Origin of the sequence: Bacillus sp. 2CMS4F, from assembly GCF_023161785.1 — a bacterium.
In the GTDB taxonomy this organism is placed as follows: Bacteria; Bacillota; Bacilli; order Bacillales; family Bacillaceae; genus Bacillus; species Bacillus halotolerans.
Genome location: NZ_JALNTO010000015.1, coordinates 21,136 through 40,809 on the forward strand (window position 1 = coordinate 21,136; position 19,674 = coordinate 40,809).

A 19,674-nucleotide genomic window follows, 5' to 3' on the forward strand; every position below is an offset into this window, starting at 1 on the left:
ACCAAATGGAAGTATTACAGCAGCTTGGCACTTACTATTCGCAAAACGGCAGTTATGTGCTGCAAGAGTTTTCCCGCCATTTTCTGATGTCGGTGTACGGCGTTTTGTTTGCGGCCATCGTCGGCATTCCGCTTGGCATCCTGATTGCCAGGTACAGAACATTAAGCGGCTGGGTTTTCGCCGTCACGAACGTGATCCAGACGGTGCCGGCGCTCGCCATGCTGGCCGTGCTGATGCTAGTGATGGGGCTTGGCGCGAATACGGTCATTTTATCGTTATTTCTTTATTCACTGCTGCCGATCATCAGAAATACGTACACAGGCATTGTAAGCATTGAACATGCCTATCTTGAATCAGGAAAAGCGATGGGTATGACAAAGTTTCAAGTGCTGCGGATGGTCGAGCTTCCGCTGGCGCTTTCTGTTATTATGGCCGGCCTCCGCACCGCGCTCGTCATTGCTATCGGCATTACTGCCATCGGGACATTTGTCGGCGCCGGAGGCCTTGGAGACATCATCGTCAGGGGGTCAAACGCAACAAACGGGACCGCGATTATATTAGCTGGCGCGATTCCGACAGCCCTTATGGCGGTGATAGCTGATTTGGTCATGGGCTGGCTTGAACGCGCGTTAAGCCCGATTAAAAATAAAAAAAGAAACTATATTAAAGCTGAAAGAAAAACCATCTCTATTTAAATAAAACAGGGGTGGTTTTTTTAGTAAACAACCTGTGTTAGTCCCTTTAACCGATACTTTCCAGCGTTGAAGTTAGACAAGTATTTAAAAAAAATCTTCAAATATCAGATGGTTATTGCCAATTTTAAGGTTGTTTTGAGAAAAGTTTCAAGTTATAATAATAATACATTTATACAAACATCTAAATGTCTAAATGTTTTTCGAAAAGGAGAAAACGCTATGAATAATGTTTTCAAAGCTATATCAGATCCAACTAGGAGGAGAATTTTGGATTTGTTAAAAGGAGGGGATATGACTGCGGGAGATATTGCAGAACATTTTAATATCAGTAAACCGAGTATTTCTCACCATTTGAATATTTTAAAACAGGCGGAAGTCATAGCTGACCACCGTAAAGGGCAATTTATTTATTATTCTTTAAATACCACAGTACTTCAAGACTCAATAAATTGGATGCTTAACTTTATAAATAAAGGGGATAACGATTTATGAAGAAAAATATAATTTCCATAATTATTGTTTGTTTGAGTTTCTTGACTTCAATTATATTTTATCAGTACCTTCCGGAAGAAATACCGATACAATGGTCAGGAAATAAGCCGGCTGCCTTTATATCTAAACCTCTAACACTTTTTATTATACCTATTGTTATGCTTATTTATTATCTTACTTTTTATATGTTAACCATTAAGTCAACGCAAAAAAATAAAGCATTGCTTTTTCTAGCTTCTAATAATATGTTAATCCTTTTATATATTTTACAGCTCTCAACCCTTTTAGTAAGTTTAGGATACGAACTGGATATTGATTTAATAATTGGGCTTGCTGTTGGTATCTTTTTAATTATTGGTGGAAATTCCATGCAGTTAGCAGAGCAAAACCATCTTATCGGATTGAGGACACCTTGGACATTAAAAGATGAGACTGTTTGGAAATTGGGTAATCGCTTTGCCTCTAAAGTACTTGTAGCGTGTGGTTTTATCATAGCCATTCTTTCATTTTTTACAGGGGAATATATTATTATGATTATGATTGTGTTAGTGTTGCTAGCATTAGTTATTTCAACGACTGCTTCCTATCTTTATTACAAAAAGTTAAACGGTTAACGTTAAAAAAGTGTCTTGCGGAGTAACCCGCAAGACACTTTTTTTATAATGATTATTGATGAATCAATTTTAGGGTTTTTGCAGCAGCAGCTTCTAGATCAGAATTATGATTAGAAGCTGAAGAGGAATATTTGGCAACGTATTTCCAAACTGCAGTTGTTACGGCGGCAGCGGTTTGCAATGCTACCGCGTTAACGCCTACAACATATAAATATCCAGCTGCTACACAGACGGCATAAAGCCCGCAAGATGGAGTTGCTTTATTGGTAGAGTATTTTACGTTTTGATTTTTCTTGGCATATTTTTGGATAAGTTGATCTGCTTTATTCATATTATCAATGAGTTTTTTAGGGTCTTTACTGTCAATCGATTGTTTCAATTCATCCAGATATTGTGGTTGATCTTTTTTTATAAATTTGACTACATCATTCACTAATTTTTTACCTTCTGTACTATTCGCCTCTTTTACGAGTTTAGGGTCCAAATCGCTAGAAATTAATTTACCAACCTCTCCTTGGCCAAATAAAAGTCCTCTAAAGTAATCTTCTCCAGAAAATGTATTGTTTTCTTTAGCAGATGTACTTGACTCCTTAGAGAATCCTACTAATGAAAAAACCAATATCGTCACCATGGAAACAATCAATAGCCTAAGTAATTTACTTTTCAAATTATTATACCTCCATTAAGTTATTTCTCCATTATCTAAATATTAGTTATGAAACAATTTTGTAAGGAACTTGACTGATTCACCTCCTAATCTTTTGAAATTCCTTTTTCCTTTTACGGATATATATTTAAATAAAGGAGAACACCAATTCAAATTGATATTTTGTTGTATAGGATGTAGATATATAATTAATGCAGATATCATGATTAAGCCGAAACTTACAATACCGATGCTGATTATTATCCCTATGTGAAATATTATTCCTAATATTAATGCAATTTTTTTTATTCTGATATTAGAAACTATACTTGCTGCTAAGAACAGCTCAAAAATAGTTACTAACCAAGTGATGACAACAATATAGTTGCTTTCAAGCAGTGGATTCAATAAATTAAGTTGATAATCAGGCAATCCAAAAACAGGATCAGAAAAGAAATAATAAATTGCTGTCCCTTCAGCCCACTCTTTATTTTTCAAGCGCTCTAAAGCTGCATTTAAATAGATTACAAAAACTTGAATTTTAATTATTGTCACTAAATAAAATAATACTATCTTCTTTGTGAAAGATTCATAATTGATATCTATTATTTTCCAATGATTTTGCCTTGAATCTAATAATGTAACAGGAAATAAAAGAAATGAAAGAACAGTTGCAATTTGTTCACCGCCATCAATAGTTAAAGCTGAAGTTTGAATGCTATAGCAAATATACCAGTGGAAAAAACCGGTAAATCTAGGCCTCCATCCTATAACCACTAAAGCTAATATAAAAATCATTAAGTATCTTATAACCTCAAAACTGATGCTATATTTGTTAGCAAAACAAAAGGCAGTGGGAATATAGACATTTTCACACGTGACATTATTTGCACTATAACTAAATAAAATATCAGCACTATTAAATACTAAAACTAGTAATGTTGAGAAACCAAGTAAACTTCTAGAAAGTGCATATGTATTTTTCCATGGATTATAGGTGTCAATATAACCTTCGAAACTATTTAATATTTTCATATTATTTTTACTTTTAGCACCTTTCTTTCAAAAGAGGTAGTTTGTTTAAAATCTATCCAATACCATGAGAGTGGCTTTTGTCGGTATATAAGGTACTCTCCTTTGCTAAGATGTGTATAGTCCTTGCTTTTTTTTACTTCAATAGGCTTCATTTGTCTTTCTAAATTTGTGCAGGAAGTGTTGTTTTCACATGTTTTCCAATTCTTTGGTTCGATATTCTCAACAATTTTGCCTAATTCTATTGCCTGAACTCTTCCTTCTCTTTTTATCCCGAAAAAATTATTAGGAAGTGCATTAGGTAACTTTAAATTTTCTTTTGTGTGAAACGAAATGTTTTCTTCAGTAGGGCTTTTACTATAAAAGCCAAAGCCTTGGGGAGACAATTGTTGCAAAAAATTTTTTTTAAACAGTGGATTCTGAGGTGAGATATTACTAAAGTAATAGGAAGAAAATGAAAGGAAACATATAGTTGTTATAGTTATAATTGCTCTTTTTTTGATTTGGGTTACCTCCTTTAAGCCAATCTAATCATTTCAAAAAGATTATATAATAACTAGTAAGAATAATCAACATAAAATGGATAATAAACAAAATATTGTAAATTATATTTGGTTTTGTTTTGTGGGAAAAATTTGATATTTAAAATTTGGATTGTACGTAAAGTTCCCAATATCAATTTTGGGAACTTCTTTACGGTTTCGGCACATATTTAAAAATCTCTTCACTCTCAAAAAACTCAATCAGACGGCCGAGCCAATTGTAATAGTCGAGCCAATCCTTTAATTCCTTCAACAGCTCATTCACCTTTTCTTCCGCTTCAGGAGAAAGCTCTTCATCCAAGATACTGAGCAGCTCCCGGTTGAGTTTTTTATGCATCATTTTATTCTTGCTGACGACTTTGCTCCAAGTGGCTGTAAACAGTGTGATAAAGGTTTGGTAGTAATCCTCTTCAACATCGTATAAGTCTTTTCGCACGCCCTTTTCGAACACCTTCTCGGCGATGTTGGCATCGAGCATGTCCCGCACGACCTGACTCATTCGCGTTTTGCTCATGCCGGTCGCTTCTGATAATTCCGTCAGCGTCATCGGCTTGCGATTCATATAAATAATGCCCAGCACACGTCCAACGGTAGAGGGCATTCCAAATGCATGCATGTTTTCCGCGATTCTTTCTATGAGGTGGTCTTCAGTCTGTTCAATTATCGTTAACGGATCTTTCTCCAACAGTTTCAATCCTTTCAGCTAACAATTCCGATGTCAATATACCACATTTTTGATGCGGCGGAAATGCTGTAATCATAGAATTTGGCAGGAAATTGGAGCAATAAGGAGATCATTACCGGTCAATACGGGTAAATCAGAGTTTACACATACTTTATAAATAATATGAACAAATTGTAAACTTTTTATTTTATAAACTTTATTCTATAATGGGAAGCATTCAATTGTCTGAAAAATTAAATATGAACTGAACGAATTGAATGAATTTAATTTTGGAGGTGCGATGTTTGCTGACATTAAAAAATGTCTCGAAAACATATAAAGGCGGCAAAAAAGCTGTGAACAGCGTGAATCTGGAAATTGAAAAAGGCGAATTTATTTGTTTTATCGGTCCAAGCGGCTGCGGAAAAACGACAACGATGAAAATGATTAACCGATTAATTGAGCCGTCAGCCGGTCAGATTTTTATTGACGGCGAGAACATCATGGAACAGGATCCGGTAGAACTCAGGCGTAAGATCGGCTATGTCATTCAGCAGATCGGACTGTTCCCTCATATGACCATTCAGCAGAACATTTCACTTGTGCCTAAGCTGCTGAAATGGCCGGAGCAGCAGCGGAAAGAACGTGCGCGTGAGCTTTTAAAATTGGTCGATATGGGACCTGGATATTTAGACCGTTATCCTCATGAATTAAGCGGGGGACAGCAGCAGCGAATAGGTGTATTACGGGCACTTGCCGCGGAACCGCCGCTTATCTTAATGGATGAACCGTTTGGGGCGCTTGACCCGATTACGAGGGATTCCCTTCAGGAAGAATTTAAAAAACTGCAAAAAACCTTACATAAAACCATCGTATTTGTTACCCATGATATGGATGAAGCGATTAAGCTAGCAGACCGGATCGTCATTTTAAAAGGCGGAGAGATTGTGCAGATCGGAACGCCTGATGATATTCTGAGAAATCCGGCAAACGAATTTGTTGAGGAATTTATCGGCAAGGAGCGCCTGATTCAGTCATCAAGTCCTGATGTTGAGCGGGTTGATCAAATTATGAGTACACACCCGGTGACCATTACGGCGGATAAAACGCTCTCTGAAGCGATCCAGCTGATGAGGCAGGAGCGTGTCGACTCGCTGCTGGTTGTAGATGACAGCCATGTTCTTCTAGGCTATGTAGATGTGGAAATCATTGATCAATGCCGGAAGAAAGCCGAGCTCGTAGGCGAGGTCCTGCATCAAGACATCTACACCGTCTTGGGCGCAACACTGCTGCGGGATACAGTACACAAAATTTTAAAACGGGGTGTAAAGTACGTGCCGGTTCTAGATGAAGACCGCCGTTTAATAGGAATTGTGACGAGAGCGAGCCTGGTTGACATTGTGTATGAGTCCATCTGGGGAGAAGAAAAACAGATCGCAGTATTGTCATAGGGAGGTTGTCAGACATGGATCATATCATTGAATTTTTGCAAACCAACGGAGGCGAGCTGCTTTACAAAACATATGAGCATATCACCATTTCTCTCATCGCCGTCATTTTAGGCGTTGCTGCCGCTGTGCCTCTTGGGATTGTGCTTACCAGAATGAAAAAAGGAGCCGGCACCATTATCGGCATTGTGAATATCATTCAGACGCTGCCCAGTCTGGCAATCCTCGCTTTCTTTATCCCGCTCTTGGGAGTCGGAAAAGTTCCGGCTATTGTGGCCTTGTTTTTCTATTCCGTTTTGCCGATCCTGCGCAACACGTATACCGGGATTCGCGGCGTTAACAAAAATCTGCTTGAATCAGGAAAAGGCATCGGGATGACGGCCGCTGAACAAATCCGCCTCGTGGAACTGCCGCTTGCCGCGCCCGTCATCATGGCGGGGATCAGAACATCCACGATTTATTTAATCGGCTGGGCGACGCTTGCATCCTTTATCGGAGGCGGCGGATTGGGTGATTACATTTTCATCGGCCTGAATTTATATCAGCCGGAATATATCATCGGAGGAGCGGTTCCCGTCACGATATTGGCGATTGTCATTGATTATGTACTGGCGTTGACAGAACGAAAAATCACGCCTGCCGGACTGCAGGGAATGAAGGAAGTTTCATAAGGAGGCTGCTCATGAAAAGAAAACATCTTAAATGGCTGTGCGGTTTCACGCTCGCAGTAATGCTGATGCTAAGCGGCTGTTCGCTTCCCGGGCTCAGCGCCGCTTCAGACCAGACCATTAAAATCGGCGCGCAAAGCATGAGTGAATCAGAAATCATCGCAAGCATGCTTGGCCAGCTGATCGAACACCATACGGATCTAAAGACAACAACCATTAAAAATCTCGGCTCCAACGCGGTGCAGCAGCAGGCCTTAATAAACGGAGAAATCGATATTGCGGCCACAAGATATACAGGTGACGCACTGACAGGCACGCTGAGGATGAAACCTGAAAAAGATCCGGACAAAGCGCTGGCGCTGACACAGCAGGAGTTTAAAAAAAGATACGATTTAAAATGGTATGACTCCTACGGGTTTGATAATACGTATGCCTTTACCGTCAGCAAGAAGCTTGCGGACCAATATCATTTAGAAAACGTATCAGACGTCAAAAAATGGTCGCCGCAATTAAAGCTGGGCGTCGACAATTATTGGATGAAGCTGAAAGGGAACGGCTATCAGGATTTTACGAAAACCTACGGCATGACATTCGGCGGCACGTATCCGATGCAGATCGGGCTTGTGTACGACGCGGTGAAAAGCGGAAAAATGGACATTGTCCTCGCTTACTCCACGGACGGGAGAATCAAGTCCTATGATCTCAAAATGCTAAAGGATGATAAACAATTTTTCCCTCCGTACGACTGCTCTCCTGTTGTTCCGGAACAGGTGCTTAAAGAACATCCTGAACTGGAATGCATCATTCAGAAAATGATCGGAAAAATCGATACAGCCACGATGCAGGAGCTTAACTATGAAGTCGACGGTAACCTAAAAGAACCGTCTGTCGTTGCCAAGGAATATTTGCAAAAGCATCACTACTTCGAATCGTGAAAGGGGGATTGACCAATGAATGTGCTTGAACAGTTAATGACGTATTATGCACAGAACGGCAGCTATGTAATGGAAGAATTCGGCCGCCATTTTCTCATGTCGGCTTACGGCGTCTTGTTTGCTGCTGTCGTCGGGATTCCGGTCGGAATCCTCATTGCGCATTTCCGCCGCTTGTCAGGATGGGTATTCGCCGTAACAAATGTCATTCAGACGATTCCGGCGCTCGCCATGCTGGCAGTCCTGATGCTTGTCATGGGGCTCGGTGCAAACACAGTGATTTTATCATTATTTCTGTATTCCCTGCTGCCGATTATCCGAAACACGTACACAGGCATTGTCACTATTGAACACGCATACTTAGAATCAGGTAAAGCGATGGGGATGACGAAGTTCCAAGTTCTTCGGATGGTTGAGCTCCCGCTCGCGCTTTCTGTCATTATGGCAGGCCTTCGAACGGCTCTCGTCATCGCTATCGGCATTACAGCAATCGGCACATTTGTCGGCGCCGGCGGCCTTGGGGATATGATCGTCCGCGGGTCAAACGCCACAAACGGAACGGCGATTATTCTAGCCGGCGCGATTCCGACTGCGGTGATGGCGGTTGCGGCTGATTTGCTCATGGCTTGGGTGGAGCGGGCGTTACATCCGGTCAAGAAAAAAAGAACCAGGGTGAGACGTATTCAAACAGCTGCATAAGAACAAAAAAAGAGGCTTGGATGATTCCAGCCTCTTTTTTCTTATTTAAATTGTAAACTGATCCATTTTCTCATTAAGTTCTTTCGCCAAACGCTCAAGCTCCTCAGCATTTTGAAGCACTTGATCCATTGAATGGGCGGATTGCTCGGTAATGGAAAATGTTTCTTCAATGCCGGCGGCGGATTCTTCAGAAACGGAGGCGATATTTTCAATCGATTGGTTAATTGTGATCGATTGGTTTGTTAACTGCTTTAATCCGTCCGTTACTTCCTTAATGCTTTCCGCTACATAGGTGACCGATTGCTTAATGTTCTGCATGGCCTGTCCGGTGTCAGTCAGGTTTTCAGTACCTTTTTCTACTTCGGTAAAGCTGCTTTCCAGGTACTGGATGACAGTGTTGATTTCCTGCTGTGTGCCGCCAACTATTTTAGTGATATCCTGAACGGAGTCAGATACGCCATCTGCGAGCTTTCGGACCTCCTCAGCCACAACGGCGAAGCCTTTGCCGCTTTCTCCTGCGCGGGCTGCCTCAATTGCGGCATTAAGTGACAATAAGTTCGTTTGCTCGGCAATGCCGTTGATGACCTGAACAAGCTTGTTGATGTCCTGTGAATGCTGTTCCAGCGATCTCACTTTATGAACGGCTTCCTGAACGATATGATGGATTGTTTTCATTTGCTGCACTGACGTATCCATATTTTCGTTTCCGTTTACGGCGAGTTGGAGAACGTTTTGAGACGTATCGCTGATCGTCATGCCGTGATTGTAGGCTTTATCAATGCTTTCTGTAAATTCGTTCATTGATTCGGCAATCGTCACAGCGTCTTGCGCCTGCTGCTCGGAGCCTTCAGCCATTTCGTTCATCGTTTCGGTAATATGTCTGCTGCCGGTTCTTGTTTCATTCGTTGCAGTGGTCAGAACCTGTGATGAAGAAAGCACGCGGGTGGAAATTTCTTTTGAATAGCCGACGATATCTCTTAAATTCCCTACCATTTTCTGAAGCGCTTCGTTCAGATCGCCGAGCTCGTCTTTTGAGGCCAGCGGCTCTATGTCATTTGACAGATTGCCTTCGGCGATCTCATTCGCAGATGACTTCATTCGAATAATCGGTTTTACAATGCTGCGATTGATATAAAGCCAAATACATATGCTGATGGCGATGGAGGCTGCCAGAAGCAAAGCCGTGTAAATGAGACCTTTATGATAAACGTCCTTGGTTTCTTTCACCGCCGTGTTGCTGCCTTCTTTATTAAAATCAACAAGTTCAGTGATTGATTTTTTCATATCCTCAAAGCTTGCTTCAGTCTGTACCAATAACCCCCTTGCTTTATCTATATCATTCGTGCGTCCGCTCTCTAAAATCTGGTTATGAATATTCGTATATGAGTTGACTTCAGTCTTGAGCTGTTCGAAAATGCTGCGTTCTTTGTCATTAGAGATTGTCTTTTCGTAGTTATCAAGCTTTTCATTGATATCCTTAAGGATCTGGTTCATATCTTGGTCCAGCGTATCCATTTTATCTTTGTCTGTATAAATCAGGAAATCCTTTTCCTTAGAGGAAAGGTGCTCTGTCAAATAATTAATAGATGTAATTTCTTTAATGCCGTCTATCCATTTTGCATTGATTTCATCTGTCTTTTTGATGATGTGCTGCATATTGAAAGCGCCTATTCCGCCTATAAGCAGATTGATGAGGATCAGTGTCAAAAATACCAGGCTGAATTTGCGGGAAATCGTCAGTCGCATTTAAGTGTTCTCCTTTTAAAAAAAGTGATGTGATGTACTATATATCGGCTGAGAAATTGTTTTTTCACCTGGAAATAAAAAATAAAAAACGGCTCTTCTCTCCGTGGAGATAGAACCGTTTTAGCAATTACATATGAAAGGAAGGGTCAATCCATTCAGTAGCCCATTTGGAGATTTCACCCAGAATGGGCGCTAACGCCATTCCTTTGTCGGTTAATGAATATTCGATGCGAACCGGAGTTTCGGGGATGACGTCCCGCTTAACCACTCCTTCAAGCTCAAGTTCTTTCAGCCTTTCTGACAGAACTCTGCCGCTTAGATTTGGAAGTGCTGCTTCTATTTCGCTAAATCGCTGCTGACCATTCAACAGCTGAAAAACGATTAAAGCAACCCAGCGTTTGCTCAAGATGTCGACTGCTTTTTCAAATCTAGGACACATTTCTGATTGGTTCATACTTTTCACCTCGTCTGTCATTATTATAACGCAAATAACGAGGGAACGTATGCATGCGTGATTGATAAAATGCGGAAAGAGATGCAGAGGATTACGTGGAAGAGGAGCGTTTTTTCGCTTCGGAAGCTAAAAAATCGAAGTATTTGCTGAGATTTTCAATATCCTGCTTGGAGAGATGCCGCCATTTTTCGCTGTTAAAAAGAGACAGGTTCTCCGTTCCTCGAGTGACAGCCGTCTGATAAATCGCATAAATAGATTGATAGCTTTCCGAAGCCTCTCGAATTTCTTCAGGAAAAGCGGTAATGTGCCCTGCGGCTGCCATCAGGTTTTCGTGAGGTATTTTCAGCACCGCTGCAAGCTTTTTTATGGTCGCGGGCTTTGGTGTGCCGCGCTTGCCGTTTTCTATTTTTGAAATGGTCGCTGAGCTGATGCCCGAGTACACCGCAAGCTGATTCACTGTCAGTTTGCGGGCGCGGCGCAGCGCCCTTAATTCCTGTCCGAATGTTGACATGATGATCGCCTCGCATTTCTGGAAAGAGTTATTGATCAGCAGATCGTTTTTTTGCTTCGTCTGAAATAAAAGAGAAATAATGATCCAGCATGAGCAAATCCTCTTTGTTGAGATACTGCCATTTTTCACTCTCAAGAAGGGCAAGATTTTTCAGGTCATAAGCCTCCGCCTTTTCAAGCAGCTGGCACTTCGTTTCATAAGGCGCTCTGGCTTCATGAATCTCTTCGATATATCCCGCTTTATACATAAGCCCTTCATAAGGAATTTTTAAGGCCTCCGCCAATTTTTTGATGGTGGCAGGTTTAGGAACGCCGCGTTTGCCGTTTTCAATTCTGGAGATGCCGGCCGCGCTTACACCGGAATAAGTCGCCAGCTGGTTGACTGTCAGATTTCTCTCCTCACGCAATGCCCGTAATTGTTCGCCGAAGCTTTCCATATGTCTCACCCCGTCCCTCACTGTTACTCATATTTTAGTATGTTTATTGACTAAAGGGAATAGGTAGGCTGGAAATGTATTGACAAAAGTTAACATACGCCGTAATGTAAATGTATAGAAAAAGTTTTTTCATGAACGGAAGGTGAGGAAAGTGCCAGTAGAAAAGATACAGATTAGACGTGATTATGTATTGCAGTATATGGTCAATAACGATTATTCCCTCAATCAGCTTGCGCTGGAAATCGGAGTCTCACCCGCCACACTGAGCCGTGTGCTGAATGGAGAAAGACGGCCGGGGCAGCTTGTGATCGGAAAAATGCTTCACTATTTTGACTTGAAGTTTGAGGATCTTTTTTACTATGATTTTGTTGACAAAAGTCAATGATGTAAGAGCGCCTGGGGAACCAAGCGTCTTCTAAGCCTTATCATCAATGTGTCAAAACAAAACCCGTCACAAGTTCATTGCATGTTTTCCATTGTTTTGTCGGCAGCTGATGGCCTTGGTATTCCAGCCTGAAAAATTCAGCGTGGCTGCATGCTTTCCGGTAATAGCCTGCATGTGTAAAGGTCCAGTCGCGCAGGCCGCCATACATAAACAGCATCGGCATGTTAAAACGGGGCAATTGTTCAAGGCAGCTGTAGCGGAGCGAATCCCGATAATATTGATACCAATGGCCGAGGTCAGCTTTTTTCATATGATTCGTTAATAGATTTCGGAGCTGTCTGTTTTTCGTATGGCTGCTGGCGATAATTTTCATCAGCATGCCGGGACTTTTTTCAAGAAGATACATTCCCATTTTGTGAAGCTGCTGACCGGCCATGGTATGAACAGCGGGGTAAGCGCCGGCCAACACCAAATGAGATACTTTGTCCGGCCGGGTGAAGCCAATGTGCTGTGCGATTAAGCTGCCGGCGGAATACCCGAATACCGCAGCCTGATCAATGTGCAAACGATCCATAAATTGCACGATCTCGTTTGCGTAATAGGAAATCGAGATTTGCTGGTCTGCATGATCGCTGTCGCCATGTCCGCTTAAATCGGGAAATATCACCCTGAAATGATCCGCCAGAAGGCGCTGATAATAAAAAACCTTGCGTCCCATGCCCGGCGGGTGAATAAAAATGATAGGGATTCCCTGTCCATATTCCTCATAATATAGATGTTTCTTATTGACTGTGCTGATGATTGGCATTGTTGTTCTCCCTTTTCGCTCAATTCATACGAATAGGCTAACCAAAACAAAATGTCTTATCCGGTCTTTTGGCGTCTGATACGGCGTGACATGCCAAACCTTTTCATGTAAAATAGAAGTAATGTAGGCCAGTGAGTCTGGAGGTGTAAGGGATGCACGCGGTTTTGATTACCTTATTGGTTATCGTCAGTATTGCACTTATTATTGTCGTTTTGCTTCAATCCAGTAAAAGCGCCGGATTATCTGGTGCGATTTCAGGCGGAGCGGAGCAGCTCTTCGGGAAACAAAAAGCAAGAGGTCTTGATTTGATTCTGCACCGCATTACGGTTGTGCTGGCAGTCTTGTTTTTCGTGTTGACGATTGCGCTTGCTTATATCCTATAGGGCAATGTTTGTATAAGGTCTGATGTAAAGTCAGGCCTTTTTCACGTTTCTGGCTGATATTCAGAGCGTTTTTTTCTTATCAAACTGTGGAAAACTAAAATGATCGTGCAGAAAGAAAGGGAGACATGAGCATGAAAGTTGTGACACCAAAACCATTTACATTTAAGGGCGGAGACAAAGCGGTGCTTTTGCTGCACGGCTTTACAGGGAATACAGCAGATGTGAGAATGCTGGGACGTTATTTGAATGAACGGGGCTATACGTGCCACGCGCCTCAATATGAAGGACACGGCGTTCCGCCTGAAGAATTAGTACATACGGGGCCTGAAGACTGGTGGAAAAACGTCATGGATGGCTATGAATATTTAAAATCTGAAGGCTATGAGGACATTGCTGCCTGCGGACTGTCGCTTGGCGGGGTTTTTTCGCTGAAATTGGGTTACACTGTACCCATAAAGGGAATTGTTCCAATGTGCGCGCCAATGCATATTAAAAGCGAAGAGGTCATGTATCAGGGCGTCCTTTCCTACGCGCGCAATTACAAAAAATTCGAGGGGAAAAGCCCGGAGCAAATAGAAGAGGAAATGAAGGAATTTGAAAAAACGCCGATGAATACCCTTAAGGCGCTGCAAGACTTGATTGCCGATGTGCGAAAGAATGTCGATATGATCTATTCTCCGACATTTGTTGTGCAAGCCCGTCATGATCACATGATTAATACCGAAAGTGCCAATATTATTTACAATGAAGTGGAAACTGACGATAAACAGCTGAAATGGTATGAGGAATCAGGCCATGTTATCACGCTGGACAAGGAACGGGACATCGTACATCAGGATGTGTATGAATTTTTAGAGAAGCTGGATTGGTAACCAACAGGAGGTCGGATTATGGAAAAAGAAGCATTTATGGATAAGCTTCTCTCGTTTATGAAGGAAGAGGCGTACAAGCCTCTGACTGTTCAGGAACTTGAGGAGATGTTACAGATTACGGATGCCGAGGAATTTAAAGAGCTTGTCAAAGCGCTGGTTGCGCTGGAGGAAAAAGGGCTTATCGTGCGGACGAGAAGCGACCGCTACGGCATTCCGGAAAAAATGAATTTAATTAAAGGAAAGCTTTCTGCGCATCCGAAGGGATTTGCCTTTTTGCTGCCTGAGGATACGTCGTTAAGCGATGTGTTTATTCCGCCTAATGAGCTGAATACCGCTATGAACGGCGATATCGTAATGGTACGCCTGAATTCGCAGTCAAGCGGCTCCAGACAAGAGGGTACCGTCATTCGTATTTTAGAAAGAGCGATTCAGCGGGTAGTCGGAACCTATACAGAAACAAAAAACTTCGGTTTTGTCATTCCGGATGACAAAAAAATCACAAGCGATATCTTCATTCCTAATAGCGGGAAAAATGGAGCGGCTGAAGGGCATAAGGTGGTTGTTAAGCTGACCAGCTATCCTGAAGGCCGAATGAATGCAGAGGGTGAGATTGAATCCATTCTCGGCCATAAAAATGATCCGGGCATTGATATTTTATCAGTCATCCATAAGCACGGACTGCCGGGTGAATTCCCTGCCGATGCAATGGAACAGGCGACAAGCACGCCTGATACGATTGATGAAAAAGACCTGAAAGACCGCCGTGATCTCCGTGACCAGGTTATTGTCACCATTGACGGAGCGGACGCGAAGGACTTGGATGATGCGGTTACAGTGACAAAGCTGGATGACGGCAGCTATAAGCTTGGCGTTCATATTGCCGACGTCAGCCATTACGTGACTGAAAACTCGCCGATTGACAAAGAAGCGATGGAAAGAGGAACGAGTGTGTATTTGGTTGACCGTGTGATTCCGATGATTCCGCACAGACTGTCAAACGGTATTTGTTCATTAAATCCGAAGGTTGACCGCCTGACACTTTCTTGTGAAATGACCATCAACAGTCGGGGAGAAGTCACAGAGCACGAAATCTTCCAAAGCGTCATCAAAACTACGGAAAGAATGACATATTCCGATGTGAATCAGATTCTTGTTGATGATGATGAAGAATTAAAACAAAAGTACGAACCGCTCGTGCCGATGTTCAAAGATATGGAGCGGCTGGCAGAAATTCTTCGCGAAAAGCGGATGAACCGCGGCGCCGTTGATTTTGACTTCAAAGAAGCAAAGGTGCTTGTCGATGAAGAAGGCGCGGTCAAAGACGTTGTGATCAGAGAACGATCTGTCGCCGAAAAACTGATTGAAGAATTTATGCTTGTTGCGAACGAAACCGTTGCAGAGCATTTCCATTGGATGAACGTTCCGTTTATTTACCGGATACACGAAGAGCCTAATGCTGAAAAACTGCAAAAGTTTTTAGAGTTTGTGACAACATTTGGCTATGTTGTAAAAGGAACGGCGGGAAATATTCATCCGCGCGCGCTGCAAAGCATTCTTGACGCAGTTCGTGACAGACCAGAGGAAACAGTGATTTCTACTGTCATGCTACGTTCCATGAAGCAGGCGAAATACGACCCGCAAAGCTTAGGGCACTTCGGCCTGTCAACGGAATTCTATACCCATTTCACATCGCCGATCCGCCGTTATCCGGATTTAATCGTCCACAGATTGATCAGAACGTACTTAATCAACGGCAAGGTCGATGAAGCGACACAGGAGAAGTGGGCTGAACGGCTTCCGGATATCGCTGAACATACTTCATCAATGGAACGCCGTGCAGTTGACGCAGAGCGTGAAACAGATGATTTGAAAAAAGCGGAATATATGCTTGATAAAATTGGTGAAGAATTTGACGGCATGATCAGCTCTGTGACAAACTTCGGGATGTTTGTCGAGCTGCCGAATACAATTGAAGGACTCGTCCACGTAAGCTTTATGACGGATGACTATTATCGCTTTGACGAGCAGCATTTTGCGATGATCGGCGAGCGAACGGGGAATGTGTTCCGTATCGGGGATGAAATTACAGTCAAAGTCGTTGACGTCAATAAAGACGAGCGCAATATTGACTTCGAGATCGTCGGTATGAAAGGCACCCCGCGCCGTCCGAGAGAAATGGACAGCCGCAGCCGAAAACGCGGAAAACCTGCCAGAAAACGCGTGTTAAGCACAAATACGCCTGTATCTCCTGCTCCTTCCGAGGAAAAAGGAGAGTGGTTCACAAAGCCGAAGAAGAAAAAGAAAAAACGAGGCTTTCAAAACGCACCGAAGCAGAAACGGAAAAAGAAGAAATAGCAGCTCAACCAGCAAATAGGGCCGCAGGCTCTATTTGCTTTCTTTCGGAAACAGCTTTTCATTGTCGCCATGCGTGACATTTGGTAAAATAGAGCGTATCGCAAAGGTGGACAGTTTTTCCTTAGTGAGAGGAGGTTCTGGCATGCCGAAAGGGTCAGGAAAAGTATTATCTCAAAATAAAAAAGCCAATCACGATTATTTTATAGAAGAAACATATGAAACAGGCATTGTATTGCAAGGAACAGAAATCAAAGCGATTCGCGCCGGCCGCGTGAACCTTAAGGATTCCTTCGCCAAAATTGAACGGGGAGAAGTATTTCTCCACAATATGCACGTCAGCCCGTATGAGCAGGGAAACCGCTATAACCACGATCCGCTCCGGACGAGAAAGCTGTTAATGCACCGTAAGGAAATTAATAAGCTGATCGGCTTAACAAAGGAAAAAGGTTATTCACTCGTTCCGCTCAAGCTATATTTGAAGAACGGCTTTGCCAAAGTTCTTCTCGGTCTGGGTAAAGGGAAGAAAAACTATGACAAACGTGAAGATCTGAAACGCAAGGATGCGAAGCGTGAAATTGAAAGAGCGTTCAGAGACAGTCAAAAAGGGTTCTAAAAGCATAACGCTTGATACTGAAATCCAGCCTGTGCTATACTGATTTCACGATGAGATGACACGGTCTTTTCTTGAAGGATTTGTCAATTGAAATGAGCCGTGATCATGTTATAATAGGAATGTAGCCAGTTTGAGTGAGAGCTTGATATTTCTCCCGTATTTCCCTTATAACAAGGGGACGTTACGGATTCGACAGGGATGGATCGAGCTTGAGCTGCGAGCCGAGAGGCGATCTCGTAAACACGCACATAAATATAACTGGCAAAACTAACAGTTTTAACCAAAACGTAGCATTAGCTGCCTAATAAGCGCAGCGAGCTCTTCCTGACATTGCCTATGTGTCTGTGAAGAGCACATCCAAGTAGGCTACGCTTGCGTTCCTGTCTGAGAACGTAAGAAGAGACAAACAGACTAGCTCTCGGAAGGCCCGCCCGCAGGCAAGAAGATGAGTGAAAACATAAGTATGCAGGCTACGCTCGTAGACGCTTAAGTAATCGATGTTTCTGGACGTGGGTTCGACTCCCACCGTCTCCATACATACTTTGTAACCGCAGTGCTATCAAGGCTTCTAAAGCTTTCGAGGGCACTGCGGTTACTTTTTGGTAACACTTTTAAAATTTTTCGTTTTCCGTGAAGCCAATAACTTCATGTTGTGAAGACGGGTAAAGGTGACTATACTTGTTCAATGCGATGACCAATGGATTGCATTTTTTATTGATCAAGTATGATGCATGTGAAGTCTGAAGGCGTGGAGCACTATTTTTTTAACCCCTGATTTTTTAAGGTATTTTTCGTAGCGTCTATCAATTGTGCTAATCGCTATGCTATCGTAAAAAGAACCAAAAATCCTATAATCTGATTTTACTGGCGCTGTGTTTTCAGCGCTATTTTTTATGTCTTTTAAAAGAGACAGTTACTCTATCGGCTCTCTCTGAATCTGCATGTGAATTTTATCCTTAATCTCAATTATTCGGGAGATGCAATTGAGATGGTATGGGAGGTTTGGGACTTAGTGTTAGGGGAGCTATACTTCCAAACATCCTTGAACACTACTGATTTTGACATTCGTATAATGATATTCCTTATTCATATAATAAGCGAAAGCGATCATACCATAGGGTTTTAATCATAATAAGTCAAATATCGACAGAAGATTGTTACCACAAATGCAAAGCAAGAAACGAAAACGCCCATGCCAATATGCCGAACATTACAAAGAACCTAAGAAAAGTTTCATATTTTGTTAGTCTTCGTTCTCTTTTTGTTTTACCTAATCTCCAATACAGGGCGTAGCCGGAGAACAATAAAATGATTTGTCCAAATTGCGACACAGATTCTAAAAATTCTATACCATTCATTGATTTTCACCTCGTTTATTTATGAGAAAAAAATAAAGTAGACTTGCAGAGAGTCTACTTACCGCTTATCCAAAGTACCCATTTTCTTCGGTTTAAAAATCGCTTGAGGGTGAAATGGCTTGCGCGTCGGTTAATAAAGTAAGGCTGAATGCTATTGTTTTAAAATGCCCTATCCTTATTCGCCCCATTTATCCATCACATATTAGTTTTATTATCGCAAATGGAAAGGCCATTTCCAACAGTTATGTGAAAATTAGTAATTTGTAATATGTCTAATGGTATAAGGAATGTCGTTTCCCTTATCCAGCAGTTTTGCTCTGTTTTTTCGTATAACAGGCACCAAAAAGTGCGTACTTCCATTTGAATCCCAGCTGTTTCATACTGGTTTTACAGCAGATGTTTTACCAATCGCATTTCTGTTAATAAATAAGAGGAAACAAAAACGGAGGGATGAACGAATGAAGCTGAATTTACATGGAAAAACCGCACTGGTGACCGGCTCAACGTCGGGGATCGGCAAAGCGATTGCCGCTTCGTTAGCGGAAGAAGGCGCGGCGGTTATCATTAACGGACGCCGGGAAGAAAAAGTGAATCAGACGATAGACGATTTGAAAACACAGCATGCAGAGGCTGTGTTTTATCCGGCCGCATTTGATCTTGGAACCGAAGAAGGCTGCAGTGACCTGTTTCAGGCATATCCGCAGGTTGATATTTTGGTCAATAATTTAGGGATTTTTGAACCGGCAGAGTATTTTGATATTCCCGATGATGAGTGGTTCCGATTTTTTGAAGTGAATATTATGAGCGGTGTGAGGCTCACACGCAAGTATTTACACAAAATGATAGAGAAGAAAGAAGGCCGGGTGATTTTTATTGCCAGTGAAGCGGCAATCATGCCTTCTCAGGAAATGGCCCATTACAGCGCGACGAAAACGATGCAGCTTTCCATTTCCCGCAGCTTGGCGGAGCTGGCAACCGGCACAAATGTAACGGTAAATACAGTCATGCCGGGTTCAACCTTAACAGAGGGAGTGGAAACAATGCTGAACTCTCTTTATCCTGGTGAAAACCTGACTGTTCAAGAAGCTGAGACCCGTTTTATGAAGGAAAACCGTCCGACTTCAATTATCCAAAGGCTGATCCGGCCGGAAGAAATCGCTCACTTTGTTACATTCCTAAGCAGCCCGCTGTCTTCCGCGATTAATGGCGCGGCACTTCGGGCGGACGGCGGCTTGGTCCGCAGCGTCTTTTAGAAAACCTCTCCCTCTGGGAAGAGGTTTTTTTATTATATTGATTTCCAGAACCTGCTGTCGTAGAATTT

Annotated in this window: 23 protein-coding genes, 1 other RNA gene and 1 pseudogene; 14 read left to right on the top strand and 11 right to left on the bottom strand. The window is 42.4% G+C overall.

Annotation, left to right across the window (positions count from 1 at the left end):
- The first annotated feature begins 5 nt into the window (after positions 1-5).
- The 3 genes from opuCD to MTN95_RS17900 all read left to right on the top strand — a co-directional run bounded on the left by opuCD (position 6) and on the right by MTN95_RS17900 (position 1,801).
- Positions 6-695: an ABC transporter permease gene (gene opuCD, locus MTN95_RS17890; RefSeq protein WP_248339454.1), complete on the top strand. Its 690-nt coding sequence runs from the start codon at positions 6-8 to the stop codon at positions 693-695.
- Between the two features lie 219 nt (positions 696-914).
- Positions 915-1,187 carry a sporulation delaying system autorepressor SdpR gene (gene sdpR / locus MTN95_RS17895; protein ID WP_024122872.1) on the top strand — a complete coding sequence of 91 codons (273 nt, stop codon included), beginning with the start codon at positions 915-917 and terminating at the stop codon, positions 1,185-1,187.
- Complete coding sequence (locus MTN95_RS17900) at positions 1,184-1,801, top strand: SdpI family protein (RefSeq protein ID WP_024122871.1); 618 nt, start codon at positions 1,184-1,186, stop codon at positions 1,799-1,801. The genes sdpR and MTN95_RS17900 overlap by 4 nt, the downstream gene beginning before the upstream one ends.
- Before the next feature lie 52 nt (positions 1,802-1,853).
- Here MTN95_RS17900 and sdpC read toward each other — a convergent pair whose 3' ends face one another.
- The 4 genes from sdpC to MTN95_RS17920 form a co-directional block, all read right to left on the bottom strand.
- Positions 1,854-2,468 carry a sporulation delaying protein SdpC gene (gene sdpC, locus MTN95_RS17905; RefSeq protein WP_105953915.1) on the bottom strand — a complete coding sequence of 205 codons (615 nt, stop codon included), beginning with the start codon at positions 2,466-2,468 and terminating at the stop codon, positions 1,854-1,856.
- A 42-nt stretch (positions 2,469-2,510) separates the two neighbouring features.
- Entirely contained in the window at positions 2,511-3,482 is a 972-nt protein-coding gene (gene sdpB / locus MTN95_RS17910; RefSeq protein WP_024122869.1) for a sporulation-delaying protein SdpB, read from the bottom strand.
- The gene (gene sdpA / locus MTN95_RS17915) at positions 3,479-3,958 is read right to left on the bottom strand and encodes a sporulation-delaying system protein SdpA (RefSeq protein WP_049809963.1); all 480 of its coding nucleotides are present in this window, start codon (positions 3,956-3,958) and stop codon (positions 3,479-3,481) included. The genes sdpB and sdpA overlap by 4 nt, the downstream gene beginning before the upstream one ends.
- A 214-nt stretch (positions 3,959-4,172) precedes the next feature.
- The gene (locus MTN95_RS17920) at positions 4,173-4,706 is read right to left on the bottom strand and encodes a GbsR/MarR family transcriptional regulator (RefSeq protein ID WP_105953914.1); all 534 of its coding nucleotides are present in this window, start codon (positions 4,704-4,706) and stop codon (positions 4,173-4,175) included.
- Between the two features lie 284 nt (positions 4,707-4,990).
- Here MTN95_RS17920 and opuBA point away from each other — a divergent pair, with 284 nt between their 5' ends.
- From opuBA to MTN95_RS17940, 4 genes are read left to right on the top strand one after another with little or no spacing between them, the layout of a single operon-like run.
- The gene (gene opuBA / locus MTN95_RS17925; protein ID WP_248339458.1) at positions 4,991-6,136 is read left to right on the top strand and encodes a betaine/proline/choline family ABC transporter ATP-binding protein; all 1,146 of its coding nucleotides are present in this window, start codon (positions 4,991-4,993) and stop codon (positions 6,134-6,136) included.
- Positions 6,137-6,150: 14 nt separating this feature from the next.
- Entirely contained in the window at positions 6,151-6,804 is a 654-nt protein-coding gene (locus tag MTN95_RS17930; RefSeq protein ID WP_105953912.1) for an ABC transporter permease, read from the top strand.
- Between the two features lie 11 nt (positions 6,805-6,815).
- Positions 6,816-7,736, top strand: coding sequence for a choline ABC transporter substrate-binding lipoprotein OpuBC (gene opuBC / locus MTN95_RS17935; RefSeq protein ID WP_105991553.1), 921 nt, complete (start codon positions 6,816-6,818; stop codon positions 7,734-7,736).
- A 15-nt stretch (positions 7,737-7,751) separates the two neighbouring features.
- Positions 7,752-8,432 carry an ABC transporter permease gene (locus tag MTN95_RS17940; RefSeq protein WP_248339464.1) on the top strand — a complete coding sequence of 227 codons (681 nt, stop codon included), beginning with the start codon at positions 7,752-7,754 and terminating at the stop codon, positions 8,430-8,432.
- 45 nt (positions 8,433-8,477) lie between these two features.
- On the opposite strand, the gene MTN95_RS17945 is transcribed toward MTN95_RS17940, so the two are convergent.
- From MTN95_RS17945 to rghR, 4 genes are all read right to left on the bottom strand, one after another.
- Complete coding sequence (locus MTN95_RS17945) at positions 8,478-10,178, bottom strand: methyl-accepting chemotaxis protein (protein WP_248339466.1); 1,701 nt, start codon at positions 10,176-10,178, stop codon at positions 8,478-8,480.
- Positions 10,179-10,305: 127 nt separating this feature from the next.
- Positions 10,306-10,632, bottom strand: a complete 327-nt coding sequence (gene catR, locus MTN95_RS17950) for a catDE operon transcriptional regulator CatR (protein WP_010331897.1) — start codon at positions 10,630-10,632, stop codon at positions 10,306-10,308.
- A 91-nt stretch (positions 10,633-10,723) separates the two neighbouring features.
- Positions 10,724-11,143, bottom strand: coding sequence for a helix-turn-helix domain-containing protein (locus tag MTN95_RS17955; RefSeq protein ID WP_024122861.1), 420 nt, complete (start codon positions 11,141-11,143; stop codon positions 10,724-10,726).
- A gap of 28 nt (positions 11,144-11,171) precedes the next feature.
- On the bottom strand, positions 11,172-11,579 hold the full coding sequence (gene rghR / locus MTN95_RS17960; RefSeq protein ID WP_105953908.1) for a transcriptional repressor RghR: 408 nt from the start codon (positions 11,577-11,579) through the stop codon (positions 11,172-11,174).
- Positions 11,580-11,730: 151 nt separating this feature from the next.
- Here rghR and MTN95_RS17965 point away from each other — a divergent pair, with 151 nt between their 5' ends.
- A complete protein-coding gene (locus MTN95_RS17965) occupies positions 11,731-11,964 on the top strand; it encodes a helix-turn-helix domain-containing protein (protein ID WP_024122859.1) in 234 nt (77 codons plus the stop codon).
- Positions 11,965-12,007: 43 nt separating this feature from the next.
- Here MTN95_RS17965 and MTN95_RS17970 read toward each other — a convergent pair whose 3' ends face one another.
- Positions 12,008-12,772: an alpha/beta fold hydrolase gene (locus MTN95_RS17970; RefSeq protein WP_105953907.1), complete on the bottom strand. Its 765-nt coding sequence runs from the start codon at positions 12,770-12,772 to the stop codon at positions 12,008-12,010.
- 152 nt (positions 12,773-12,924) lie between these two features.
- Here MTN95_RS17970 and secG point away from each other — a divergent pair, with 152 nt between their 5' ends.
- The 5 genes from secG (at position 12,925) to ssrA (ending at position 17,532) form a co-directional block, all read left to right on the top strand.
- The gene (secG, locus tag MTN95_RS17975) at positions 12,925-13,155 is read left to right on the top strand and encodes a preprotein translocase subunit SecG (protein WP_003220028.1); all 231 of its coding nucleotides are present in this window, start codon (positions 12,925-12,927) and stop codon (positions 13,153-13,155) included.
- A gap of 131 nt (positions 13,156-13,286) precedes the next feature.
- Positions 13,287-14,027: an alpha/beta hydrolase gene (locus tag MTN95_RS17980; protein ID WP_044159124.1), complete on the top strand. Its 741-nt coding sequence runs from the start codon at positions 13,287-13,289 to the stop codon at positions 14,025-14,027.
- A gap of 18 nt (positions 14,028-14,045) precedes the next feature.
- Positions 14,046-16,382, top strand: a complete 2,337-nt coding sequence (gene rnr / locus MTN95_RS17985) for a ribonuclease R (protein ID WP_095713015.1) — start codon at positions 14,046-14,048, stop codon at positions 16,380-16,382.
- A 142-nt stretch (positions 16,383-16,524) separates the two neighbouring features.
- On the top strand, positions 16,525-16,995 hold the full coding sequence (gene smpB / locus MTN95_RS17990; protein ID WP_010331890.1) for an SsrA-binding protein: 471 nt from the start codon (positions 16,525-16,527) through the stop codon (positions 16,993-16,995).
- Between the two features lie 174 nt (positions 16,996-17,169).
- Positions 17,170-17,532: a transfer-messenger RNA gene (gene ssrA, locus MTN95_RS17995) on the top strand.
- A 74-nt stretch (positions 17,533-17,606) separates the two neighbouring features.
- Here ssrA and MTN95_RS21725 read toward each other — a convergent pair.
- Positions 17,607-17,908 (bottom strand): annotated as a pseudogene (locus MTN95_RS21725) (site-specific integrase); the annotation flags it as partial.
- Positions 17,909-18,152: 244 nt separating this feature from the next.
- On the bottom strand, positions 18,153-18,353 hold the full coding sequence (locus MTN95_RS18005; protein ID WP_024122855.1) for a hypothetical protein: 201 nt from the start codon (positions 18,351-18,353) through the stop codon (positions 18,153-18,155).
- 458 nt (positions 18,354-18,811) lie between these two features.
- Between MTN95_RS18005 and MTN95_RS18010 the strand changes: the two genes are divergently transcribed.
- Positions 18,812-19,606, top strand: a complete 795-nt coding sequence (locus MTN95_RS18010) for an SDR family NAD(P)-dependent oxidoreductase (RefSeq protein WP_105991558.1) — start codon at positions 18,812-18,814, stop codon at positions 19,604-19,606.
- Positions 19,607-19,674: the final 68 nt, after the last annotated feature.